This is a genomic window from Sulfurirhabdus autotrophica, from assembly GCF_004346685.1.
In the GTDB taxonomy this organism is placed as follows: Bacteria; Pseudomonadota; Gammaproteobacteria; order Burkholderiales; family SMCO01; genus Sulfurirhabdus; species Sulfurirhabdus autotrophica.
The window spans coordinates 104,394-126,030 of the sequence record NZ_SMCO01000008.1 but is presented as its reverse complement, the minus strand read 5'-3'; the positions used below and the strand labels follow the sequence as shown (position 1 = coordinate 126,030).

General features: G+C 45.4%; 20 protein-coding genes. 12 read left to right on the top strand and 8 right to left on the bottom strand.

The features are described from left to right. The 4 genes from EDC63_RS09965 to EDC63_RS09950 all read left to right on the top strand — a co-directional run bounded on the left by EDC63_RS09965 (position 1) and on the right by EDC63_RS09950 (position 3,970). Complete coding sequence (locus tag EDC63_RS09965) at positions 1-888, top strand: sterol desaturase family protein (protein ID WP_165922968.1); 888 nt, start codon at positions 1-3, stop codon at positions 886-888. Further along, positions 885-2,543 carry a GH3 auxin-responsive promoter family protein gene (locus EDC63_RS09960; RefSeq protein WP_124946633.1) on the top strand — a complete coding sequence of 553 codons (1,659 nt, stop codon included), beginning with the start codon at positions 885-887 and terminating at the stop codon, positions 2,541-2,543. The genes EDC63_RS09965 and EDC63_RS09960 overlap by 4 nt, the downstream gene beginning before the upstream one ends. Then, positions 2,540-3,625, top strand: a complete 1,086-nt coding sequence (locus tag EDC63_RS09955) for an enolase C-terminal domain-like protein (protein WP_124946632.1) — start codon at positions 2,540-2,542, stop codon at positions 3,623-3,625. Before EDC63_RS09960 ends, EDC63_RS09955 begins: the two co-directional genes overlap by 4 nt. A 75-nt stretch (positions 3,626-3,700) precedes the next feature. Then, positions 3,701-3,970 (top strand): DUF2164 domain-containing protein, encoded by a 270-nt coding sequence (locus tag EDC63_RS09950; protein ID WP_124946631.1) that lies wholly within the window; start codon positions 3,701-3,703, stop codon positions 3,968-3,970. 187 nt (positions 3,971-4,157) lie between these two features. Here EDC63_RS09950 and EDC63_RS09945 read toward each other — a convergent pair whose 3' ends face one another. Continuing rightward, positions 4,158-4,643 carry a Panacea domain-containing protein gene (locus EDC63_RS09945; protein WP_124946630.1) on the bottom strand — a complete coding sequence of 162 codons (486 nt, stop codon included), beginning with the start codon at positions 4,641-4,643 and terminating at the stop codon, positions 4,158-4,160. Between the two features lie 186 nt (positions 4,644-4,829). Between EDC63_RS09945 and EDC63_RS09940 the strand changes: the two genes are divergently transcribed. The 8 genes from EDC63_RS09940 (at position 4,830) to EDC63_RS09905 (ending at position 13,965) form a co-directional block, all read left to right on the top strand. Continuing rightward, complete coding sequence (locus EDC63_RS09940; protein ID WP_124946629.1) at positions 4,830-5,186, top strand: hypothetical protein; 357 nt, start codon at positions 4,830-4,832, stop codon at positions 5,184-5,186. A 72-nt stretch (positions 5,187-5,258) separates the two neighbouring features. Next, positions 5,259-6,695 carry a DUF1800 domain-containing protein gene (locus tag EDC63_RS09935; protein WP_223248295.1) on the top strand — a complete coding sequence of 479 codons (1,437 nt, stop codon included), beginning with the start codon at positions 5,259-5,261 and terminating at the stop codon, positions 6,693-6,695. 14 nt (positions 6,696-6,709) lie between these two features. Then, positions 6,710-7,870 carry a DUF1501 domain-containing protein gene (locus EDC63_RS09930; protein ID WP_124946628.1) on the top strand — a complete coding sequence of 387 codons (1,161 nt, stop codon included), beginning with the start codon at positions 6,710-6,712 and terminating at the stop codon, positions 7,868-7,870. Between the two features lie 629 nt (positions 7,871-8,499). Next, positions 8,500-9,633: an ABC transporter substrate-binding protein gene (locus EDC63_RS09925; protein ID WP_124946627.1), complete on the top strand. Its 1,134-nt coding sequence runs from the start codon at positions 8,500-8,502 to the stop codon at positions 9,631-9,633. Positions 9,634-10,147: 514 nt separating this feature from the next. Then, on the top strand, positions 10,148-10,558 hold the full coding sequence (locus tag EDC63_RS09920; RefSeq protein WP_124946626.1) for a gamma-butyrobetaine hydroxylase-like domain-containing protein: 411 nt from the start codon (positions 10,148-10,150) through the stop codon (positions 10,556-10,558). Between the two features lie 72 nt (positions 10,559-10,630). Beyond that, positions 10,631-12,025, top strand: coding sequence for a CUAEP/CCAEP-tail radical SAM (seleno)protein (locus tag EDC63_RS09915; protein WP_370685879.1), 1,395 nt, complete (start codon positions 10,631-10,633; stop codon positions 12,023-12,025). A gap of 9 nt (positions 12,026-12,034) precedes the next feature. Further along, positions 12,035-13,303: an ATP-grasp domain-containing protein gene (locus EDC63_RS09910; RefSeq protein ID WP_124946625.1), complete on the top strand. Its 1,269-nt coding sequence runs from the start codon at positions 12,035-12,037 to the stop codon at positions 13,301-13,303. Then, positions 13,300-13,965, top strand: coding sequence for a glutathione S-transferase (locus EDC63_RS09905; RefSeq protein ID WP_223248293.1), 666 nt, complete (start codon positions 13,300-13,302; stop codon positions 13,963-13,965). The genes EDC63_RS09910 and EDC63_RS09905 overlap by 4 nt, the downstream gene beginning before the upstream one ends. Here the strand turns inward: EDC63_RS09905 and EDC63_RS09900 are convergent. The 7 genes from EDC63_RS09900 to EDC63_RS09870 all read right to left on the bottom strand — a co-directional run bounded on the left by EDC63_RS09900 (position 13,962) and on the right by EDC63_RS09870 (position 21,553). Continuing rightward, the gene (locus EDC63_RS09900) at positions 13,962-16,055 is read right to left on the bottom strand and encodes an ATP-binding protein (protein WP_124946624.1); all 2,094 of its coding nucleotides are present in this window, start codon (positions 16,053-16,055) and stop codon (positions 13,962-13,964) included. The genes EDC63_RS09905 and EDC63_RS09900 overlap by 4 nt on opposite strands. A gap of 32 nt (positions 16,056-16,087) precedes the next feature. After that, positions 16,088-17,347 carry an OmpP1/FadL family transporter gene (locus EDC63_RS09895; RefSeq protein WP_124946623.1) on the bottom strand — a complete coding sequence of 420 codons (1,260 nt, stop codon included), beginning with the start codon at positions 17,345-17,347 and terminating at the stop codon, positions 16,088-16,090. A 290-nt stretch (positions 17,348-17,637) separates the two neighbouring features. Further along, a complete protein-coding gene (locus tag EDC63_RS09890; protein WP_124946622.1) occupies positions 17,638-18,189 on the bottom strand; it encodes a hypothetical protein in 552 nt (183 codons plus the stop codon). 28 nt (positions 18,190-18,217) lie between these two features. Further along, on the bottom strand, positions 18,218-18,811 hold the full coding sequence (locus EDC63_RS09885; RefSeq protein ID WP_124946621.1) for a hypothetical protein: 594 nt from the start codon (positions 18,809-18,811) through the stop codon (positions 18,218-18,220). 6 nt (positions 18,812-18,817) lie between these two features. Next, the gene (locus tag EDC63_RS09880; protein WP_124946620.1) at positions 18,818-19,498 is read right to left on the bottom strand and encodes a hypothetical protein; all 681 of its coding nucleotides are present in this window, start codon (positions 19,496-19,498) and stop codon (positions 18,818-18,820) included. 45 nt (positions 19,499-19,543) lie between these two features. After that, positions 19,544-20,104, bottom strand: a complete 561-nt coding sequence (locus EDC63_RS09875; RefSeq protein ID WP_223248292.1) for a DUF2589 domain-containing protein — start codon at positions 20,102-20,104, stop codon at positions 19,544-19,546. Between the two features lie 471 nt (positions 20,105-20,575). Beyond that, on the bottom strand, positions 20,576-21,553 hold the full coding sequence (locus EDC63_RS09870) for a hypothetical protein (RefSeq protein ID WP_124946619.1): 978 nt from the start codon (positions 21,551-21,553) through the stop codon (positions 20,576-20,578). Positions 21,554-21,637: the final 84 nt, after the last annotated feature.

The window sequence follows — 21,637 nt, the reverse complement described above, 5'->3', positions numbered from 1 at the left end:
ATGGCCGTGTGGATTGCCTATCCGGTAGTGATGATAATTACCTTGTCAATTTATTATGGGCTAGCCCATCAAGGGATAAACTGGAGCCTGGCTAGTTATATCGCGGCAATCATAGGGGGTGTTGGATTGATTACCCTCCTGGAAAATATATTGCCTTACCGTAAAGATTGGGCGCCAAATAGGGCGGAAGTGCAAAGTGACGTTACCTTTATGATTCTTATACAGGTGTTGTTGCCTAAGTTGTTGTCCATCATGACTGCAATGTGGTTGCTTGAATACGTTAAAAGCGCAGGGTGGGCGCTTGATGAATGGTGGCCGCATAGTTACCCTGCGTGGATTCAAATGTTGTTGATGATGTTTGTTGCAGATTTCCCCCGATATTGGCTGCATCGGGCCGCACACGAATGGACTCCCCTATGGCGTTTTCATGCGGTTCATCATTCCGTTCAAAAGTTGAACTGGATCAATGTGGGCAGATTCCATCCGGTTGATAAATTCCTGCAATTTCTCTGTGATGCCATGCCATTTATTTTAGTAGGCGTTTCGTACGAAGTATTGGCGCTATATTTCGTCGTGTATTCGATCAAGGGGTTTTTTCAGCATAGTAATGTAGATATAAAACTGGGATGGCTGAATTACCTTATTAGCGGCCCTGAATTGCACCGTTGGCATCATTCCAGAACCATTAAAGAATCCAACACAAACTATGGGAACAATATAATCGTATGGGACATTTTATTTGGCACATTCTTTTTGCCAAAAGGTGCGTCTGTAGGTGATCTGGGTTTGCTTAACCGCCATTACCCGATGGGATTTTTAAGTCAGATGAAAACCCCCTTTATTCCGGGCCTCGACAAAGCACAGCAAGATGGGAACGAACGCTTATGATAGGTTTGCTGATCTATCTTAAAATGTGGGTCATTCGTTTTCGATATTTCAGGAAACTGGAACGTGATGCAAAGCGCCCACGGGAAACTCAGGAAAGTCTTTTACTGGAAATCCTTAAACGGAATGCGGCAACGGATTTCGGCATAAAGTTCAATTTATCTGCCATTCGTTCCTATACAGATTATCAGCGTATTGTACCTGTTCATACTTATGAAGAACTACGCCCCTATATAGAAAAACAGATCAGTGGCCATTTCGCAAGTCTCACTGCCACTCCCCCCGTCATGTATGCTCAGACCAGCGGGACGACGGGCAAAGCAAAGTACATTCCCATTCTTGAAGAATCGATCGTTGCATATAAGAGGGCACAGAAAATTGCTTCTTATGCGGAATACCGAGATGTACCGGGCATTTTTTCAGGAAAAATTCTGGCAGTTGTCAGTCCTGCAATAGAGGGCTACCTGGAAAATGGCATGCCTTATGGCTCAATGTCTGGCATTGTCTATAAAAATATGCCTGATATTGTACGTTCACAATATGTATTGCCATCCGAGATATTTGAATGTGTTGATTACGAAATAAAGTATCAGTTAATTGCTGCATTCGCCCTGGCTGAAGAAAATATTACTGTTCTCGCCAGCGCAAATCCTTCTACTTTTTTGCGTCTGGAAGAGATTATTCAGCAGCATACCGACAAGCTGATTCATTTTGTTGCAACCGGAGACTTGATGTCATTAGTTGATGGTTCCATAGATAAAGAGGTTGTCGTCAAGCTGCTGCCCTATTGTCGAGTAAATGCAAGGCGTGCAGAGCATCTAAAGCGTATATTAAGCAAGCATGGTGCATTAAAATTCCATGATCTGTGGCCAAATATCAAAGCGGTTGTGACTTGGACAAGCGGTAGTTGTGGATTGCTGATCCCCAAACTCAAGAGGCTGTTGCCCACAGAGGTAGCCATTATAGAAATGGGTTACCTGAGTAGTGAGTTTCGCGGCACAATCACCCTGGACTGCATCAGAAATCTGGGTCTGCCAGCTATTCAGGATGTATTTTTCGAATTCATTGAAATAACGGATTGGTCCAAAGATATTCATACCACGCTAACGATTGAGCAAATTGAAGCAGGAAAGCGTTACTACATTCTGGTGACTGCGTTGCATGGTTTATATCGTTATTTTATCAATGACATCATCGAAGTGACAGGTAAATACGAAAATACACCGACCATTTCGTTTGTCCAAAAAGGAAAAGGGGTAACCAGCTTTTCGGGTGAGAAGTTGTATGAAAGCCAGGTTATTCAGGCGGTGCAACAAACGTGTTTGGCTTTTGCTGTGGAACCGGATTTTTTCATTATGCTGGCAGATGAAGCAGATTTTTCCTATGTGCTTTACCTGGAAAGCAAAACATCTCTGTTGCCAGTAACATTTACTGCGTTGCTTAACCAGACTATCGGCGAATTAAATATGGAGTATCTTGCCAAGATTCAGAGCGGTCGAATTAAATCTGCCACTGTAAACCGTTTGAAATCCGGTGCGCTGGAAGCTTTCAAAAAGCACTGCATCAGTGCAGGCCAGCGTGAAGGGCAATTCAAAATAGTGAAGTTGCAATATCGAAAGGATGTGTCTTTTTCATTTGATGAGTATGTCGAAGTATGAAAATGATTGGTATTGAGCTAAAGGCGCTTGAAATTCCTTTTCGGGTTACATTCAAGCATGCTGCCGCTGAGCGAAGCGCGACTGAAGCCGTAGTGACGATTGCAAAATCGGAGCGGGGACTCATGGGTTATGGCGAAGGTTGTCCGCGAAGTTATGTTACCCAAGAGTCGGTTGATTCTGCAAAATCCTTTTTTGAAGAAATCAAATCAACCATTATTCAGATCGAAAACCTCGCATCACTTAAAATATGGGTGATGTCGCATCAACAAATGATAAATGATAATCCGGCTGCGTGGTGCAGCATTGAAACAGCGATACTGGATTTGTTGGGTAAAGAAGAAAATAAAACTATCGATGCGCTGCTTGAATTGCCTGATCTTCAAAATGAATTTCTTTATACGGCGGTGTTGGGTGTAACAAATCATAAAGCCTTTTTATATCAACTGAAGCAGTATACCCAGCTTGGCTTTAATGATTTCAAAGTTAAGTTGTGCGGTGCTTATGATCTCGATAAAAAAAACATAGACGAACTGGCTAAATTGTCCAATATCAAAGTTCGAGTGGATGCCAACAATCTTTGGCAAAATGCAAACGAGGCGGTGGGTTATATACAATCACTCGGGTACCCTTTTTGGGCAATAGAGGAACCATTAAGTGTCGGGGATTACGATGGGCTGGAAAATATAGCGAATTGGTTAAACGCTCACATTATTCTGGATGAGAGCTTCTTAAAAATAGAGCAAATAGAAACACTCTGTACTTATTCCATTCCCTGGATACTGAATATACGCATTTCTAAAATGGGAGGGATTATCCGATCACTAGAGATCGTCAGGGAAGCCAAATCGCGTAATTTAAAGTATGTGATTGGCGCCCAAGTAGGCGAAACCAGTATACTTACGCGGCTTGCACTGTCGCTAGCCAATATGGATCAAACAAGCCTGCTCGCACAAGAAGGCGCATTTGGCACGTATTTGCTTGAGCGGGATGTGACAGAAAAACCCATTGTGTTTGGAAAAAAAGGGAAAGTGACTGCAGAGCTAATAGAGGGTGATGGTCTGGGTGTAAATTGTATTTTGTGAGGTGAGTCAATCTTTGGCTGGACCCCAGAAAAGCGTTAGATATAATTTTTCATTTACTGTTTTTTACACACTGACATGACTATTGAAATCACAAAAGGAATACGGAAAGAAATCATTGTTTCTATGCAGCGTTATTTTGAAGAAAATATGGAGGAGCCAATTGGTAATATTGCAGCTGAAGCACTCCTTGATTTTTTGCTGGAAGAACTTGGCCCCATTGTTTATAACAAGGCTGTTTCTGATGTTCAGGAACGCCTCCAATCAAGAGTGATGGAGGTGGATATCGAGGTTCATGAAGATGAGTTTCAATACTGGAGCAAGCATGACCGTAAGAAAAAAAAGTGAGTTTGTTTGCTTGAAGAGCAGCGGCAATAATCCTGGTTGATTAGGCAGAAAGCCCAGCTAAGTGGAGAAAACCAAAGCTTTGTGATAGTAAACAGCCTCGCCAGATAACAAATCATCATAGTTTTATTTTATGTGGCACTTCAATTTTGCGCCTCGGCGTCTCCGCGGTTAACGTACAATTGAATGGTCAGTTTTCCCTGATCCGCCTTCTTGCTGTCATCCGGCTTGAATAGAATTTCCGCATTGACTCCTGATTAATGACATTGCAGCCTCGGATATCAGCAGGCAATTTTGCCCTTGCTTCTAGCCATGGGGATTCTTCGTGGGTCATTTTTTCCAGCCGAGCCACTGAGTACTGACCATAAACAGCCCATACTTCATCCAGGAATTCTCTGGTATTGCTGTCGAGCTGGTTGATGTCTGTGATGATTGCGTCGGGTTCAATAGGGATATCTTTTTGATCACGAAATCGCTGGTGCAACTCGATGCACACCGGTCCATGCACCCAGGCTTCAATATCATTGCTGAACAAGGGCTCTCCATGCAGTGCCAGGTGCCAAACCTGTGCATAGTAAACCAGTTTTTGAAGTTTGAATGTATTGATATTGTCACCTGTGGATCGATCCACAGCGAGAATAAAACAATCCGCAATTGCATGTATTGATATCGTCATTGAAACCCCGTCATTATTCCAATGGCTTAATCATATAGTACTTTCATACTATCTCAAATACCTAAGCTGAAACATTTTTTTACAATTGAGGCTTTTCTGGCAACACTTGGTTTACATCTTGAAACTAAGATAGGGTTGACTCGAAAAGAATTCGAGTGGGTATGTCACCTAAAATTGGAGGTAAAGATGAAAACGTTAAAAATATTTGCTACTGTTTCTGTGCTTTACTTGGCTATTTTATCCAATGCATCATTGGCTTACCAAACGCAATACCAGAACGGTGCAGTCAATAATCATCATGTAAATCCAATTCAGCATCAAAATCGGATAGCCTACGAGCTTAGATCAGGGAATAGAGCACATTTTGAATCTCGGCATGGGAATAGTCATTATCACGGTATTCATCAAAAGGTAAGCCATCATTATTCTGAGAGAAGATCTAACAGCACAGAGCGACATGATTCACGCTATGGCATGTATGCTGTGAATCATCACTTTGGTGCGCAACAGCATGTCACACAACATCGTTCGCGACCACGTTAACAGAATAGATTCCGGTTGTTTGGTAACAGACAACTGGTTTTTTTATGTCGGTGCTCATTTGAGGTAAATGTAATGCGTTGGTTGGTTTTGACGGTTTTTTTGCTGATATCTTCTGTGGCTGGTGCAGCTGGTATGGGCTATGACGAGGCGCGGCATCTTTTGAATCGCACCGGATTTTCTGCCAGTGAGTCAGAGGTGCAGGAATATGCTCGACTGACACGGCAACAGGCTGTTACCAAATTACTTGATGGTGTTCGACTTGAAGCCCAAACACCTGTGCCGGATAGTATAGGTGAAGGCTTCCAACTCTCAAGGTTGAAAGACAAAACGGAAGAGGAACGCAAAGCTTTGCTGAAAGAGGCGGTGCTGCAAGGTATTAACTTGCGCGCCTGGTGGTATCAGGAGATGCTTGATACTCCATCTCCGTTAACAGAAAAAATGACTTTATTCTGGCACAATCATTTTGTGTCCAGTCAGCAAAAAGTGAAATCTCCTGTTCTCATGTATCAGCAGAATGTGTTGTTGAGAAAATATGCGCTGGGTAATTTTGGCGATTTGCTGCATGCCATATCAATAGATCCGGCCATGATTATTTATCTGGATAATGTTTCAAATCGAAAAAACCAACCTAATGAAAATTTTGCTCGAGAGGTGATGGAGCTATTCACTTTGGGTGAAGGCGGTTACAGCGAACAGGATGTGAAGGAAGCTGCCCGCGCATTTACCGGATGGAGTCTGGATCGGGATAGCGGGCAGTTCAGAAATTATCTGCGTTTACACGATGACGGGATAAAAGTGGTGCTGGGGCAGAGCGGCAGGTTTGATGGTGATGCAGTGCTGGATATCCTGCTGGCACAGCCGCGAACAGCCGAGTTGATTACGCGCAAATTGTGGCTGGAATTTATCTCGCCAATACCGGATCCATTAGAAGTAAAACGTCTGGCGGGTGTGTTTCGATCCAGTGGATATGACATTAAAGCTTTGATGCGCGCGCTGCTGACTTCTGATGCATTCTACGCAAAACAGAATCGTGCGACTCTGGTGAAATCTCCTGTGGAATTTATTATTGGTACATTACAGCAGTTCGATATCCAGCCAGAAAATATGCGCCCGTTTTTGTTTGTTGGACGTAGTTTGGGTCAGGATGTATTTGGGCCGCCTAATGTGAAAGGCTGGCCCGGTGGGGATAGCTGGATTAACAGTAATACATTGCTCATTCGCAAACAATTTCTGGAGCGATTAATGCGTGATCAGGAAATGAGAAAAGAAAGCCGAGCACAGCTGAAAGCTCAAAACAGGAACTTTATGCGGGGGCAGCAAAGGTTGACAGCGATGTATTTTGACAGCGATGTATGGATGGCTCAGTTTAATGACACAGATATGCAGCGTCAGGATCAGGCAGAGCGCCTGCTATTGGCAGCAACGCCGGTGAATAAGTTACAACCTTTCAATAACAACCTGGAGTTTATCCGGCAGCTGGTGCTGGATCCAGCCTATCAGATCAAATGATTCAGGAGCGAGCCATGCAACGCAGAGCATTTTTGAAAATACTGGGGTTGATCCCCTTGATCCCATACAGCAGTAATCTGGCGTTCGCTGCTGCTCCTGCTGGAAATTATCGTAATTTGTTAGTGTTACTTGAGTTGAAAGGGGGAAACGATGGGTTGAATACGGTCATCCCCTATAGTGACAGCGAATATTATAGTCTGCGGCCGCGTATTGCTATCCCACGTGATCATGTACTGCAACTGGATGGTGTGACAGGGTTGCATCCTTCACTGCAGGCCATGATGCCACTATGGCAGGGTGGGGAAATGGCAGTGATTCAGGGGGTGGGTTATCCAGAGCCGAATCTTTCTCATTTTCGTTCCATTGAAATCTGGGAAACCGCTTCCAGCAGTAAAGATTATCTGCCGGAAGGATGGTTGTCCCGGGTGTTTGATGCATACCCGCCGCCGCAAAGTTTTGCAGCTGACGGTATTGTAGTGGGTAGTCAGGAGCTGGGACCGATGGGAGGGGGTAATACCCGTGCTGTTGTGTTATCCAATACAGAGCAATTTCTTCGGCAGTCAAAGGAGGCGGGCGATATGGCAGGGAGTGTTCCTAATGCTGCGCTGGCGCATGTGTTGAAGGTGGAAAGTGACATCAGACAGGCAGCCAGCAACATCACCGTTAACTTTCCATTTAAAACGGAATTCCCAAAGTCGCAATTGAGTAATGCGCTGAAAACTGCCGCTCAGGTAGTGGCCGGCAATGCCGGTATTGCAGTGGTGAAAGTAACGCATAATGGATTTGATACACATAGCAATCAAATAGGTACACAGGCGCGTTTGCTGAAAGAAATGGCGGAAGGGCTGGTAGCGTTTAAATCTGCGCTAACAGAACTTAATCGGTGGGACTCCACCTTGATTATGAGTTATGCGGAGTTTGGCCGGCGCCCCAAGGAAAATGCGAGCGGCGGTACAGACCACGGAACAGCCAACGCGCATTTTATGTTGGGTGGACGTGTCAAGGGTGGGTTATACGGCACTCGGCCTCAGCTTGCCCAATTGGAAGGGGGAAATTTATCCTATGGCTTAGATTTTCGCAGTTTATACGCTACAGCGATTGAAAAATGGTGGGGCGGGAGCGCCAGCCGGATATTAGGCGGGAGGTTTTCTTCGCTGGATGTACTGAAAGCGTAAAGCTTGATTCAAATAAACAGTTGTCCTGTGTATCACTTGAAACCATTCTGGTTTGGCGAAATGTAACAGTGCTGCCAAATTAATTCGGGATACCGATTGCCATTTGCAATTGAGGCTCAATCTTCTTTTTGTGATTTTATTTCAACATTTGTCCTGATTGTCAATTTAGCTAAGCTTTCATCTTGAACAGGAGTGCTTTTAATCGAGTTTTGATGAAACTGGTGAAAATCAGGATTTTGACTATACTCAATTTCGGATGAATTGTTTGTTTAAGTTAAATAATTTATTTTTATAAATTGGTTACTGTTATCTTCGTGATTATTTTCTTTGACCCAAAGTGACGATAGTTGGTTTCTCGTCAATTTGTTCACCTATTCAGCATTAATCTACTATATAAAATAATCCATAAAAATAAATATAATTGTATTCATGGTGTTGAGCTCATGGCATGGTACTTGCATTAAAAAACTTTGGCTATTCTTATGCGCTCAAAATCAGACATTTTTTGAGTTGCCCCACGATCAATTATGAATGCGGTTAAAAAGTGGTGAACACAGATACATTACTGCTGATAAAACATGATGAAGTTGATGGTTAAAGCAAATTTTTTATTATTTTGAAGGATTTTTATGAAACGTTTTTTTTCCAGTATTTTTTTCTCGTGCATCGCACTGAGTAACACTTCTTTTGCAGAAGTTGGTGTAACGGATTCCACAATCAAGCTTGGACAGTCTGCGGCCCTTACTGGTCCAGCCTCTGAACTAGGCACCGAAATGCGCGATGGCGCTAACGCTTATTTTGAGTCTGTTAATCGCAAAGGTGGCGTGAATGGCAGAAAGATTCAACTGATATCCATGGACGATGGTTATGAACCAGCAAGAACTATTGCCAACACCAAAAAACTGATTGATGAAGAAAAAGTACTGGCTTTGTTTGGCTACGTTGGCACACCAACTAGCAAGGAAGCGATTCCTATCTTTACTGCGGCCAAAGTGCCTTTTATTGGTGCGTTTACCGGTGCAGAATTACTGCGCACACCCGTGAACCATTACATCATGAATGTCCGTGCCAGCTATTTTGATGAAACCGAGAAAATTGTTCGCCAGCTTACTTCTCTGGGTATGAAAAATATTGCAGTTTTCTACCAGAATGATGCTTACGGTAAAGCCGGTTTGACAGGCGTTGAGCAGGCCATGAACCGCCGAAACCTGAAAATTATTTCAACTGGAACTTTTGAGCGTAACACTACGGATGTCTCCACTGCGGTTAATACTATCGCCAAATCCAATCCACAGGCTGTAGTCATGATTGGCGCATACAAAGCGTGTGCAGAATACATTCGCCAGTCTAAGAAAGCAGGGATGAACTCTGTGCAATTCTTTAATGTGTCATTTGTTGGTAGCCGCGCACTGGCAGCCGAACTGGGTGCGGATGGTCGTGGCGTTGCCGTTTCTCAAGTAGTGCCTTTCCCATGGAATACAGCTAATGCCATTGTGAAAGAGTATCAGGAAGGCATGAAGCAATTCTCTCAGAGTGGTTATTCATTTACCAGTCTGGAAGGTTTTATTGCAGCAAAAGTATTGGTGGAAGGTATGAAACGAGCTGGAAAAGACCTTACCCGCGAGAAGTTGATTATTGCCATGGAGTCCATGAGCAAGCATGAAATGAGCGGGTTCTATGTTGATTATTCTCCAACAGATCATAATGCTTCTAATTTTGTGGACATTACGATCATTGGTAAAGACGGTAAGTTCCAGCATTAATAAGTAGCGTTTTTTCCCTCATTAACCAATATCTGCAAGGCAACCTGTTCAGATATTGGTTATCCAACACCCACTTCATCATTGACGGATATTAAGTTAATCCGCCATATCAACAAATTGCTAATGGATTTTCACATCTGTGAATTCCTGATGTGGAATTTCTCATTGATTTTTGTAACAATTGACGGTTTATACTGTCTCATTGAATCTAGAAACCTTAGTTGGATGGGTTGGAGTTTGCTTTTTTTGGAGCGCAGGGCAAGGCGCAATGACGCAGAATGGTCATTCCATTTCAAGGAGTTGCAACGCTGACCTATGCTGCGAAAACTGTGCAATCCAACCCATAGCGGTCTGACTAACCGGGTGAACCGGGGAATTATTAAAATTCTATTAGAATTATTTGGTTAAATGTTAAGTTTAGCGGTTAACTGAGGTTTCTAGGTTGAATACGTATACCCAATAGGGAACCGCGTATACTGTGAAGCAGAATTGTTTATCAAGATAAGGAATTTTCATGGCAGGTTTAGATAAGTCCACCCCTACGCCGCTTGAGCTCAAGTTGCATCAGAAATCCCGTGTGCTGGAAATTTCATTTGCAGATGGGAAGCGTTTCGAGTTGCCTTACGAGTTTTTGCGTGTCCACTCCCCTTCAGCTGAAGTCCGAGGGCATGGCCACGGGCAAGAAGTACTGCAAATCGGCAAGAAAAATGTGGAAATCGTCAATGTTGAGCCAGTGGGTGCGTACGCTGTGGTGCTGATTTTCTCTGATGGCCACGATAGTGGTATTTATTCCTGGGATTATTTCTACAAGCTGGGTATGCATCAGGAAGAAATGTGGCAAGAGTATTTAAAGCGTATGGAAGAAGCAGGCGCAAGCAGGGAAGCTGTAATAGGCGCATTTCAGGCGCGTCCAAAATCGAAATGACATTTTATGGATAACAACAGTTCCTGTGAATTAGATAGCGCAGATGAAATGATCTGGGTAGACCCGGCGACCATGTTTAAAGTGGTGCTGATTAATCCGTATGAATTGGGAAGGCAGCCTTTTGCGTTGGCCGAACCTGCTGCCTGGCTGAAGCAAGACGGGTTTAACGTTCAGTGCATTGATCTTTCCTTGCAAAAACTCGATCCGTCATTTCTGGTTGGGGCGAAATTGGTGGCGTTGTATGTGGGTATGCATACCGCCACACGTATTGCCGTTGAGGCAATACCCCGTATTCGTGAGCTATTGCCTGAAGCGCATTTATGCGTATATGGTTTGTATGCACCCATGAATGAAGCGCTGTTGCGCGGTTTGGGTGTGAAAACCATTCTGGGTGGAGAGTGTGAACCGGCGTTACTCAGTCTGGCGCAGCGGTTGCGTGCGGGCGAGGCATGTGACGTGCAAACCGAGCCTGTTGTTAATCTGTCTAAAATTGAATTTATGACGCCGGATCGTTCCGGTTTGCCCCGCTTGCATCGTTATGCGCATTTGATATTGCCGGATGGTGGGAAAAAAATGCTGGGCTTTATCGAAGCAAGCCGTGGATGCAAACACTTATGCCGCCATTGTCCGGTAGTGCCGGTCTATCAGGGCAAGTTTCGCATTGTGCCGGTTGATGTGGTGATGGCAGATATACTGCAGCAGGTGCAGGCTGGTGCAGGGCATATATCTTTTGGTGATCCGGATTTTTTCAATGGCCCTACCCATGCCATGAAAGTGATTACGGCGATGCATACCAAATTCCCCAATGTGAGTTTTGATGCCACCATCAAGATTCAGCATATTATTGAACATGCTGAATTGCTGCCCAAGCTGAGGGGAGCAGGTTGCCTGTTTATTACGGCTGCAGTTGAGTCGGTAGATGAAAAAGTGTTGGATTATCTGGCTAAAAATCATACCCGCGCAGACTTTGAGCGTGCGCTGGAATTATGTCGCGAGTCAGGGATATTCATGGCGCCTACGTTTGTGCCATTTACGCCCTGGACAACACTGGAAGGCTATTTAGACCTGCTAAGTACTTTATTACGTTTGAAGCTGGTGGAGGCCGTGCCGCCTATCCAGCTCTGTATTCGCTTATTGATCCCGGAAGGTTCTTATCTGCTTCAATTGCCGGGCTTTATGCAAATGATCAAGCCATTTGATGCCAAATTACTGGGCTATCCGTGGCAGCATCAGGACCCGCGTGTGGATGTTTTGCAGCAGGCTTTGCAGGTGTGCGCAGCTAAAGGTGAAGAAGCGGAAATGCCGCGTAGTGAAATTTTTGCACAAATATGGCAACTCACACACGAGGCGCTAGGTATTGCTGTTCCTCCGCTGACAAAAGCTGAGTTTGGCGAAACGATCGCGCATCTTTCTGAACCCTGGTACTGCTGTGCCGAACCGACAGAGCAACAACTGCAGAGCTTTTAAAGCTGAATCATGAAACGAATTTTGTTATTGCTGCCAGCCAGCAGTTATCGTAACGAAGACTTTATTGCCGCTGCAAAAAAACTCGATGTAGAAATCATCAGCGCTGCCGATTACTGTCACAGGCTAGCCCCTGGCTGGGGAATGAGTCCTATCAGCTCAGTGCCTTTCGATCAGCCTGAAATTGCGGTTCATCAGGTCATGGAGTCTTTAGGCCGCAAACCGGATGCCGTGCTGGCAGTGGATGATAGCGGACTGGAATTGGCAGCCCTGTTGAGCGAGCGTTTGCAGTTGCCGGGAAATCCACCCGCCGGAGTATGGTTGATGCGTGACAAGTTGGCGTTCCGCCGTTTGTTGCGCAATGGCGGGCTGCATTGTCCTGAATTTTATCATCTCACCTCTGAAACTCAGCCTGAGCAGGCTTGTTCGCTTTCTTTTCCTGTTGTGGTTAAAGCGCGACGACTTTCTTCCAGTCGTGGAGTTGTTCGGGCTGATACGCAGGAAGCATTTACACAAGCAGTGAAATGGGTAAATCGTATTCAGGAGAAAGCAGACCGGGACGGCGCACAATTGGGGTTGATTGTGGAACGGTTTATCCCAGGTCACGAATATGCATTAGAAGGATTGCTGGAAAAAGGGGAGCTGCGTGTTCTGGCTTTGTTTGATAAACCAGACCCACTGGATGGCCCTTATTTTGAAGAAAGCATTTATATCACGCCACCACAACTTTCGCAGGCTAAACAGGATGAAATTGCTCATACTGTTCAGCAGGCCTGTCAGCTGGCCGGAATAGTAAGCGGTCCGATTCATGCGGAAATGCGCCTGAACGAACAAGGTGTATGGTTGCTGGAAATTGCCACACGTTCAATAGGCGGTTTGTGCGGCAGGATGTTACAACACGCGCTGGGCATGAGCCTGGAAGAACTGATTTTGCGTCACGCCCTGAACATGCCATTGCCGAAGGTGTGGCAAGCTGAAGCAACAGGGGTCATGATGATTCCGATTCCCAAGCGCGGTATTTTGAAAAGTGTGCATCATCTGGATGAAGCACGGCAGGTTCCCGGTATCAGTGACATAAAAATTACCGCCAGTGCAGGCCAGATAGTCTCACCATCGCCAGAAGGGGCGAGTTATCTGGGGTTTATTTTCGCTAGCGGTATCAGCCCGGATGCAGTCGAATCTTCACTGCGTCATGCGCACAGTTGCCTGCAATTTGATGTTCAGACAGAAATCCCTGTAACAAATGCCATTACTCACCCAGGACAAGCAGGCTGCGCATGACTCAGGCAATGGCAGGTGCTCTCCCGGTATTGTATTCATTCCGTCGTTGCCCCTATGCGATGCGGGCACGAATGGCCATCAGCTATAGTGGTGTATCAGTAGCGCTACGCGAAGTGGTGCTGCGCAACAAGCCGGAATTACTCCTGGCTCAGTCACCAAAAGGAACCGTTCCTGTGCTTATACTGCCAGAAGGGCGAGTGATAGAACAAAGTGTCGAAATCATGCAGTGGGCACTGGCAGAAAATGATCCGGACAACTGGACAGGCGGAAGCGATACGGCATTGTTTGAACAGACCCATCGTTTGATTCAGGAAAATGATCAGGCGTTTAAAAAAATTCTGGATCGTTACAAGTATGCTGACAGATATCCAGAGCACCCCATGGAGTACTACCGAGGTCAAGGCGAAGTATTTTTGATGAGCCTGGAAAACTGTTTGAAGACAAATCATTATTTATTATCAGACCGTATTACATTGGCAGATATTGCATTATTTCCATTTGTCCGTCAGTTTGCCCATGTGGATGAGGAATGGTTCGAAAAAACGCCTTGTCCTCGCCTGCAGCAATGGCTGGCATTCCAGATTGAATCATCGCTGTTTGTCTCTGTGATGCAAAAATACAAACCGTGGGAACCGGGAGCGGATGTCGTTATTTTTCCTTAGTTGCCGCCAGCAACCAAGCCACTCAAATCCTGTTTGGCGCCCACTTGGATTTGTTCGCAAAGCAAATCGAGGCTATTGAGTTGGTGTGTGACTGCTTCGTGGTCATTCTTGATTATTTCCATTTCCATGGAACGCGCATGATCCATGAGTTGTGGGTAGCCCATACCGCCACTGACACCTTTTAAATCGTGAACCAGCTCTTTCATCGTGGTCCAGTCTAACTGGTTAAACGCATTTCGAATGTTTTCTACCATAGAGGGAAGGCGCTGTATAAATGAATGCACAAGTTCAGCAAACTCGGGCCCCTGACTCAGTAATTCGGATGAAATAGGGGGTATCTGTTGCCCAGTCACATCAGACACTTTGAGATACTTTTCCAATATTTGATAAAAGTGTTCAAGATTTAGCGGCTTAGTGAGGAAATCGTTGCATCCGGCTGCAATGCAACGGTCTTTATCTTCCTGCATCGCATTTGCAGTGAGTGCGACGATTGGTCCTGTATACCCTTTTTCGCGTAACACTTCGGTTGCTTTAACACCATCCATCACCGGCATCTGCATATCCATCAGAATAAGGTCAAATTTGCCGGACAAGGCTTTGTGCACTGCATCGAGCCCATGATCGGCAATGGTGTGATTTGCGCCTGTTCTTTTGATGTACATGCTGACGAGACGTTGATTGTCCGGGTTGTCTTCAGCCAGCAGAACGCTGCCAGTCAGTCTGGCCAGTTGTGGCGCAATCTGGCGTGTTTTATGCTCTGCAATTTCTGAAATATCGTAGGCATACTGAACATTTTTGAGTGGCCCAGTGCTGATTCTGAGGGTAAAGGTTGTGCCAGAGCCAGCCTGACTCACAAGGGTAATATTGCCCCCCAGCTTTTCTGCCAATTGGCGGGAAAGATGCAACCCCAAGCCCGTACCACCAAATTTCCTGGTGATGCTGGAATCAGCCTGGGTAAAACGAGCAAACAATTTTTCCTGTTGCTCATCAGTCATACCAATACCACTATCTATGACGTCAAATTGCATCTGTTCGTTTAAAGGGTCCAAGCCAACCCGGACAGTCACGCGTCCTTTTTCGGTAAATTTGATTGCGTTACTGCAAAGGTTGAGCAGTATCTGCTTCAGTCGTACCGGATCAGAAATGATCATTTTTGGTAGAGGAAAAATATATTCTATAGCAAAAATCAGGCCTTTCTCTTCAGCCTGAAGATGAGCCATGGTTTGAATATCTGAGAGTACATTGAACGGAGAAACTTCAATTTGTTCTGTATCCAGTTTGCCCGCTTCTATTTTGGAGATATCCAGAATATCATTGATGATTTGAAGTAAATGTTTACCATTTCGAATGATTGTATAGATAGAGGCCATACGATCCGACATGGATTGCTGGCTGTTGAGTAATGACTCCGAGAAACCAATAATGGCTGTTAACGGTGTTCTGATTTCATGACTCATATTGGCAAGAAACTGGCTCTTTGCCTGATTGCCATGTTCGGCGCTCTGACGAGCTTGTTCAAGCCTCTTAAGAAGTAGCGAAACGTAGACCGGAAGCAGAATCATCCAGACCATCAGCCCCGCCCACATAAGTGACTGGTTCATCCAGAATTTGCTATAAAAGCGAACAAAGATAAATCCGATGATAGACATGAACTGGGTTTGAAACAACGCTGCCCGTCCATACCGGAAACCATTGGCAATGACTACCCATAGGTAGCCACCATACAATGCGGCACCTACCTGATCACCCATGCTCATGGCGAAGGTGATAGACACCATGTCTGAAATAGTGCCGATGATGCGACGAGAGTTCATGGTCTCAGGACGCAGGAAAATCCAGACAGCTAGCAGAACGGCAAACGAAAAGTAGGAAATGCTCCAGAAGAGTACAGCGCCGACGTGATTAACCAGCTGCCCTTCAGACCAGCTCCAGGATAAATAGGCCAGGACGAGTAAGCTGATAACTACACGAACCAGGGATTGTTCAAACTCGCGATCTCGCCCGAATACAGCGCGAATTTTTTTACCTTCCGGCATTTTAGCTAGCAATTGGCTAGTTGTGCTTCCTCCTGCTTTTTCTGTTTGTGTCATGTGTAGCCGAAATCAAATTAAGTCATTATGGATCAAAAATTATGCGTATATTGCAGACTCAGAATATCAACGGAATTGCTATAGTTGCCCTTGAGTGCCGAAGATGGCAAAGGCGTGGGTGTTTCTATCCTGTTGATATTTGCATCCTTCATGAAAATATGTGCGTAACCTATATCGACAGCACCTTGCGCAGAAACATTAAACTTCACCCCAAAACTCAGCCAAGTGCGATCGCTATCAGGGATTCTGGCAGTGCGATATTCGGCACGAACCGGGCTCTGATCGAACGCAACACCACTGCGTAAAGTAACATTTTTACTGTAGTGATAATTCATACCGATGCTGGGACGTAAAGTATTGCGCCAGTTTTCATCCGTGCTGCTGACTACTTCACCAGTGGTTCTCACCACTGTCAGCTTGTCAAAACTGCTCCAGCCTGTCCATGTCAGGTCAGCCATCACATCCCACTCAGGGTTTATTTGATGAAAAATGCTGAGAGACAAAGTATCAGGCACCGTTAAATCGGCTGTAACGGGGCCATTTGGCTTTGGTACGCCCGTAAAAGTAATGTCACCAGAGAGTTGATACCGGATACGTGAGCGATAGCTTGCACCAATGCGTGTTTGCGGGGATGCTTGGAAGAGTGCCCCCATATTGTAACCCCATGCATAATCATTACCCTTCATCGTGCTGTAACCTTCTGAGACACCCAGATTGACAGCGCTTGTCAGTTCGGCCTGAATATGCTGGTAATTGATACCCCCACCGATGGCAAGCTGGTCATTCACTTTGTATGAGATAGCAGGATTGACATTAACGGTTTTTAATTCAGACTTGACCGCCTGAAAACGACCTGCCCAGGCTGGGTCGTAATCTGTTTTCAGCCCAAAAGGCGCATTAATGCCAATACCTAATCTCAGGGCCGGGCTAACAGGCACTGCATAATAGAAATTGGGCACAAGGGTGATATCTTTCATATCTCCTCCGTTGCCGCCAACGGGCCGAGGCGCATTAGAAGAGCCTTGATCAGTAAATTTGATTGTAGGTCTGATAGCGTGTGCGACTAACACCAACTGCTGCTGGTCAAGCAGCACCAGACCGGCGGGATTGTAATAAATCGTACTGGCCCCTTCAGCACTGGCTGCACCTCCCGCAAAAGCATTTCCCAAGCCGCTTCCACTGTCTTCAATCAAGGCAAAACCTGAAGCGGTTGCATCATATGACAATCCACAGGCTAAACTCGCCAAACTGAATAAAATAACTTTGCGAATAGGTGATGGAGATTTGATCATTTTGTCGGGGTTCCTGGCATTCTGTTGTTTAAGCGAATAGATCGATGTGGCTTATTCCCCGAAGTCAGTGCATCAGGGTTGAATGATGATTGTTGATCTTAATTAGCTTTCAGCACAGAATTGTCGGGCATGATGCTGTGGCTGTCAAATCAATCTTTAAATGAATCAAACAGGTATCTGTAGTTGTGGGAATGAGATAGTTGGTGTCCATGATTCTGAGATAAGAGTCGCCGAAGTCCTGTTGGCCTATAAGGTAAACCTTGGATTCTGGCAGACTTTAATGAGTTTGTTTAAGGATTGCATTGACGGCGAATTCGGTCACGTACGGCAGAGTAGACGGCAGTGGTGTCGCGGCTTCGTACTGCCTCAGTTGTAAATTCCATGAAAATGCTACCAACAGTCGACTGAATTGTATCCTGCACGGTATTGAATGCCCTGCGTGGGCGCCAAATGGGTGAAATGAGAATGCTCTGCAAATCGCGATGTGCTCTGATAGCGCGCTCCATCCTGCTCATGATTTGCTGATTGTCAGTGGCATGATCCTGTTCGTGTTCAGCCCAGATATCTTGCGCGCAACCGGAGATATTGTTTGCGATGAAAATGGATTGTCGCAATGTCAGCTGAAGAATGCCAGTCTTGAAGCGAAACTCAACCTGACCTGCGTTGCGCCGCTGTTCATATTCCAGCTTAGTCTGGTCTACTCTGCAAACGGGTATCGTAACAGCCAACGCCCGGGATGCATTTGGATCGCCAATTGAGCGCGCACGTTCCACCACTGTATTCGCTGCAACAATCTGGGGGGAGGGCGTAGTGCCGGTATTTACATTTACTTGTAAAGGCATTGTATTGCTCTTTCTTCCTGTATACAGGTCATGATTCCAGGTGAAGCTTTGTCGTTTGAAGATCGCTTGCAATGATACGGTCAAGAATAATAAGCGCATCATGGGGACCAACAAGACCCTCCACATTGGTTGTTCCAGGGGCTATTTCAGGATTGGCAGAAAGTGTACGCCAGATGAATTTAAGCACTTCAGTATGATCGCTGGCTTCGGGAATTTCCGGAATAAGTCCTTTAGACTTGGCCATTGCAATGATCTGGCGCATCATACGTTCAGCATCAGATATCCTGTCCACCTCTTTTTGCAGAATTGTCGACACCACGCTGCTTGCCTGACGAAGGGAAAAGGTGACTGCAGCTTCAATTATTTTTCGTTTGGTTGAGTTGCCATGTATCTCTATGCCGGGAGGGGTAATCCCATTTTCTGCTGAAAGAATTAAACCTCGTAAAGTAGCCACTTCGCCCACTTGCATTATGCGATTTCTTTCAAGCATTTTTTCAAGTTTCGCTAACCACAATTTAACCTTGTCATCGAAATTGGCATCGCGCCGTTGCTGCAGATCAACCAGCCCTGAAATGCTGCTCAGCATGTTCTGAATTTCTTCAATATTGACAATGCGTAGCATATTAAGTTACTCGATGATTAAACGATCATCTTTGCCTTCGTCCGATTCGATGGTTGTCCATTCAAAGGCCTCTTCTGAAATTTTCAAGCGCAAGTGCGTAATGACCTCAGAGGGGCCTGCCTCACGAATTTCTGCTGTCGTAACCAGCACATTCAGACGTGCCGGTGGTTTTCGAATTTTGATCAATTCAACACGTAGTACATCATTGAGCCGGGCCTCCAGTTCTGCTTGTTTTTCTGGTTTCATAACAGTACTCAAAGTCTTCATGGAAACACTAATGAAATCACGTGAAACACGCCCTGTATCAATTGCCGTTTCAGAAGGGCGAGTAAGTGCCGTTACCCTTTGATCCAGTATCGTATTAAGCTTGCTTCTGACGGCATCGGTTAAGTTGATACGGTTTTCAGCCAACACGGAAGAAAGTGCTTTATCAAATACTTTTCGCATGTCTGCGACAGGCGGAATGCCGTGGGAAGATACGCCACCTGAAGGCTCCTCCATTTCCTTTACGACAACTGGAACGTCGATATCGATATCAGGCATGCGGAAGCGGGGAACAGGCATGTTTTTCAATAATGGGTGGTCGGCATATAGCTCGGCCACCCGTACAGATTCAATATCGGCATGCATTCTTGCCACTGTTATTTCAGACAAAATATGCCCTAAATAATCACCTAATTTTGGCATGACTACTCCACAGGCCTTAAAATCGATTAATTAAGCAAACAAACTTTATGCCGCTGCTACCGGAGTAGAAGTGATCGCGCTTTCCAGTATTCCCAGCATCTTCTCCATACCCGCAGGCATTTCATCTTGTACAGCCTTTACATGGACTGCCATAGAGTAGGTGCGATTGACAGAGTTTCCTTCCTGGGTCGTGCGTTGGAAAGAGGTTGATACCTTGAGTTTTGCAGAGCCCCAAAGCCAACCGGCTTTTGCTTCCAGTGATGCGTTAACCTTGAGATCAGTATTGGTTTTACGGTACTCAATCGAATTGATTTTTGCGTTGAAATCTACAGTTGCCAACTCAATACGAATAAATGGAATCGGTAAAATCGTCAGGATAGGTACTTTTAACTCCTGAGTCTCATAAACGGCCGGTACTGCAGGAGAAGCCGCAACCGGTGGCGTTGCAGATGGATTTGCCGGAACAGCCGGGACGTACGGACTCAGTTCTTTAGGGTATTTGAAACTGACGTATATCGGCTCTTCTGTAGATGTGTCGCCGCCTGCATCTTGCTCTGCACTGGGCTTTTTAAAACCAACTTCTTTAATAAAATTGACGGTTGACATTGCTGCCTAGGCTTGCGCGTTGATTACCGCGACTAAAGGCCCGCCTATCATCGATTCGAAGTCGATACTGGATAATTCTTGTCCTGGACTTGGCATTGTTTCGTCCTCCAAAAAAATTGAAAGTTAAGACGCCACGGAATGTTCGTGCCTCATTGGATGAGTCGTCTGATTCATCTAAAAATCAATATAGTTCAGCGAAAACGACTGTCAAGACAAGTTGTAAAAGTTTTGATTAATTAAGACAGGCTCGGTATGCCTTGAATTTTCTGATTTTGGCGGTATTGCTGGGATAAGAGAAGATCTGTAGTAAAAGTGCAAAAGACTTGAAAGTCATATCCCGCGTCACATTAAATTTTCGTAATGTGCATTGCTCTTTAAGTAATTGTCATTGAAAGTGCATCTGATTATCGTGTGATATACGCGTGTTTATCTGGTGAAATAACCTGCTATTAATGTTCATTTGTGCAATGCTCAAGCGATGGGCAATTGACTGGTTGCCTTGCATAGTTTGTCGTGTAACTCCTGCACGAGTTTTGCGTCAGGATGCGTGACGCCACTGCCTATCGTTTCAATCAGGGTGCAAGCGGCAAACGACTCGGCCGCAGTTTCGTATGTTTGGATCCAGGCGTTTCTATCTGGCAAACGCTCTGGGGTGACAGGCCATGTTCCCGGGCGGGGTTTTATGTGCTGATCGACGCCTATGCGCCAAGGTTTTGCGCTGACGCGCGCACGAAAGCATTGCTGATTCAGACACATCGCCATATAAATAGGATCAGTGCCCAACGCATTAAAACATGCTGTTACGGCAGGATCGCCAGGATTAAAAGTTTGATGGGTAGCCATCACGCGCATGCCTGCCGGGGTGCGATAAACACGCATGTTCCATGCTGGGTGTTGTTCTAAAAAATGGCTTATGCGATTGCGTGCAACACGCTCCGCACCACCCTTTGCCAGTAGCATCGCTCGGTAAAAAGCATTGGAGATATAACTGCTGAATAAAATTGCAGAAACCAGCAGGGAAATGCCAAGCACTTTGGATTGTGTAAACCACCAGATAACCGCTGCAGCACCTAGCAGAATTGTATAAACATTTAATGTAGACCGCGTTGACGGTTTATTTTGAAAATCAATATCGGCAAAAAACACGTCAGGCGTGTTCAGGCATCTTGCACCGTATGCGTTTCTTGTAATAATGGTCTCGCCGTGACGGCTGACAATCTCTTCACGAATCGGTACGCCTTCAGCTCCGTTGTAGGGAGTTTTCGGTTCTCTGCGAACTAATTTTTCACCGGAGATTAATCTTTTGAGTGCTTCTTGTGCACGGCTATCTGCGTTGGCCTGAGCTTCTTCCTGGCTGGTGTCAGACCAGCCAAAACGATGCGCAGTGATTTGCTTTCCCTGTTTCCGATGCTTAGTACGGCTCTCAGCCCAATATTGTGGAACAATCATGTAGTGCCTCGATAGCTATAGGTGTTGATCTTAAATATTCTAATCACTGGTAGCTTCGTGAAAGTGTGCAATATTGGGTACGCA

Bases quoted from the DNA above. Each gene is read 5' to 3' on its own strand.
- EDC63_RS09965 (WP_165922968.1), top strand. From the start codon at position 1: ATGGCCGTGTGGATTGCCTATCCGGTAGTGATGATAATTACCTTGTCA.
- EDC63_RS09960 (WP_124946633.1), top strand. From the start codon at position 885: ATGATAGGTTTGCTGATCTATCTTAAAATGTGGGTCATTCGTTTTCGA.
- EDC63_RS09955 (WP_124946632.1), top strand. From the start codon at position 2,540: ATGAAAATGATTGGTATTGAGCTAAAGGCGCTTGAAATTCCTTTTCGG.
- EDC63_RS09950 (WP_124946631.1), top strand. From the start codon at position 3,701: ATGACTATTGAAATCACAAAAGGAATACGGAAAGAAATCATTGTTTCT.
- EDC63_RS09945 (WP_124946630.1), bottom strand. From the start codon at position 4,643: ATGACGATATCAATACATGCAATTGCGGATTGTTTTATTCTCGCTGTG.
- EDC63_RS09940 (WP_124946629.1), top strand. From the start codon at position 4,830: ATGAAAACGTTAAAAATATTTGCTACTGTTTCTGTGCTTTACTTGGCT.
- EDC63_RS09935 (WP_223248295.1), top strand. From the start codon at position 5,259: ATGCGTTGGTTGGTTTTGACGGTTTTTTTGCTGATATCTTCTGTGGCT.
- EDC63_RS09930 (WP_124946628.1), top strand. From the start codon at position 6,710: ATGCAACGCAGAGCATTTTTGAAAATACTGGGGTTGATCCCCTTGATC.
- EDC63_RS09925 (WP_124946627.1), top strand. From the start codon at position 8,500: ATGAAACGTTTTTTTTCCAGTATTTTTTTCTCGTGCATCGCACTGAGT.
- EDC63_RS09920 (WP_124946626.1), top strand. From the start codon at position 10,148: ATGGCAGGTTTAGATAAGTCCACCCCTACGCCGCTTGAGCTCAAGTTG.
- EDC63_RS09915 (WP_370685879.1), top strand. From the start codon at position 10,631: ATGTTTAAAGTGGTGCTGATTAATCCGTATGAATTGGGAAGGCAGCCT.
- EDC63_RS09910 (WP_124946625.1), top strand. From the start codon at position 12,035: ATGAAACGAATTTTGTTATTGCTGCCAGCCAGCAGTTATCGTAACGAA.
- EDC63_RS09905 (WP_223248293.1), top strand. From the start codon at position 13,300: ATGACTCAGGCAATGGCAGGTGCTCTCCCGGTATTGTATTCATTCCGT.
- EDC63_RS09900 (WP_124946624.1), bottom strand. From the start codon at position 16,055: ATGACACAAACAGAAAAAGCAGGAGGAAGCACAACTAGCCAATTGCTA.
- EDC63_RS09895 (WP_124946623.1), bottom strand. From the start codon at position 17,347: ATGATCAAATCTCCATCACCTATTCGCAAAGTTATTTTATTCAGTTTG.
- EDC63_RS09890 (WP_124946622.1), bottom strand. From the start codon at position 18,189: ATGCCTTTACAAGTAAATGTAAATACCGGCACTACGCCCTCCCCCCAG.
- EDC63_RS09885 (WP_124946621.1), bottom strand. From the start codon at position 18,811: ATGCTACGCATTGTCAATATTGAAGAAATTCAGAACATGCTGAGCAGC.
- EDC63_RS09880 (WP_124946620.1), bottom strand. From the start codon at position 19,498: ATGCCAAAATTAGGTGATTATTTAGGGCATATTTTGTCTGAAATAACA.
- EDC63_RS09875 (WP_223248292.1), bottom strand. From the start codon at position 20,104: ATGTCAACCGTCAATTTTATTAAAGAAGTTGGTTTTAAAAAGCCCAGT.
- EDC63_RS09870 (WP_124946619.1), bottom strand. From the start codon at position 21,553: ATGATTGTTCCACAATATTGGGCTGAGAGCCGTACTAAGCATCGGAAA.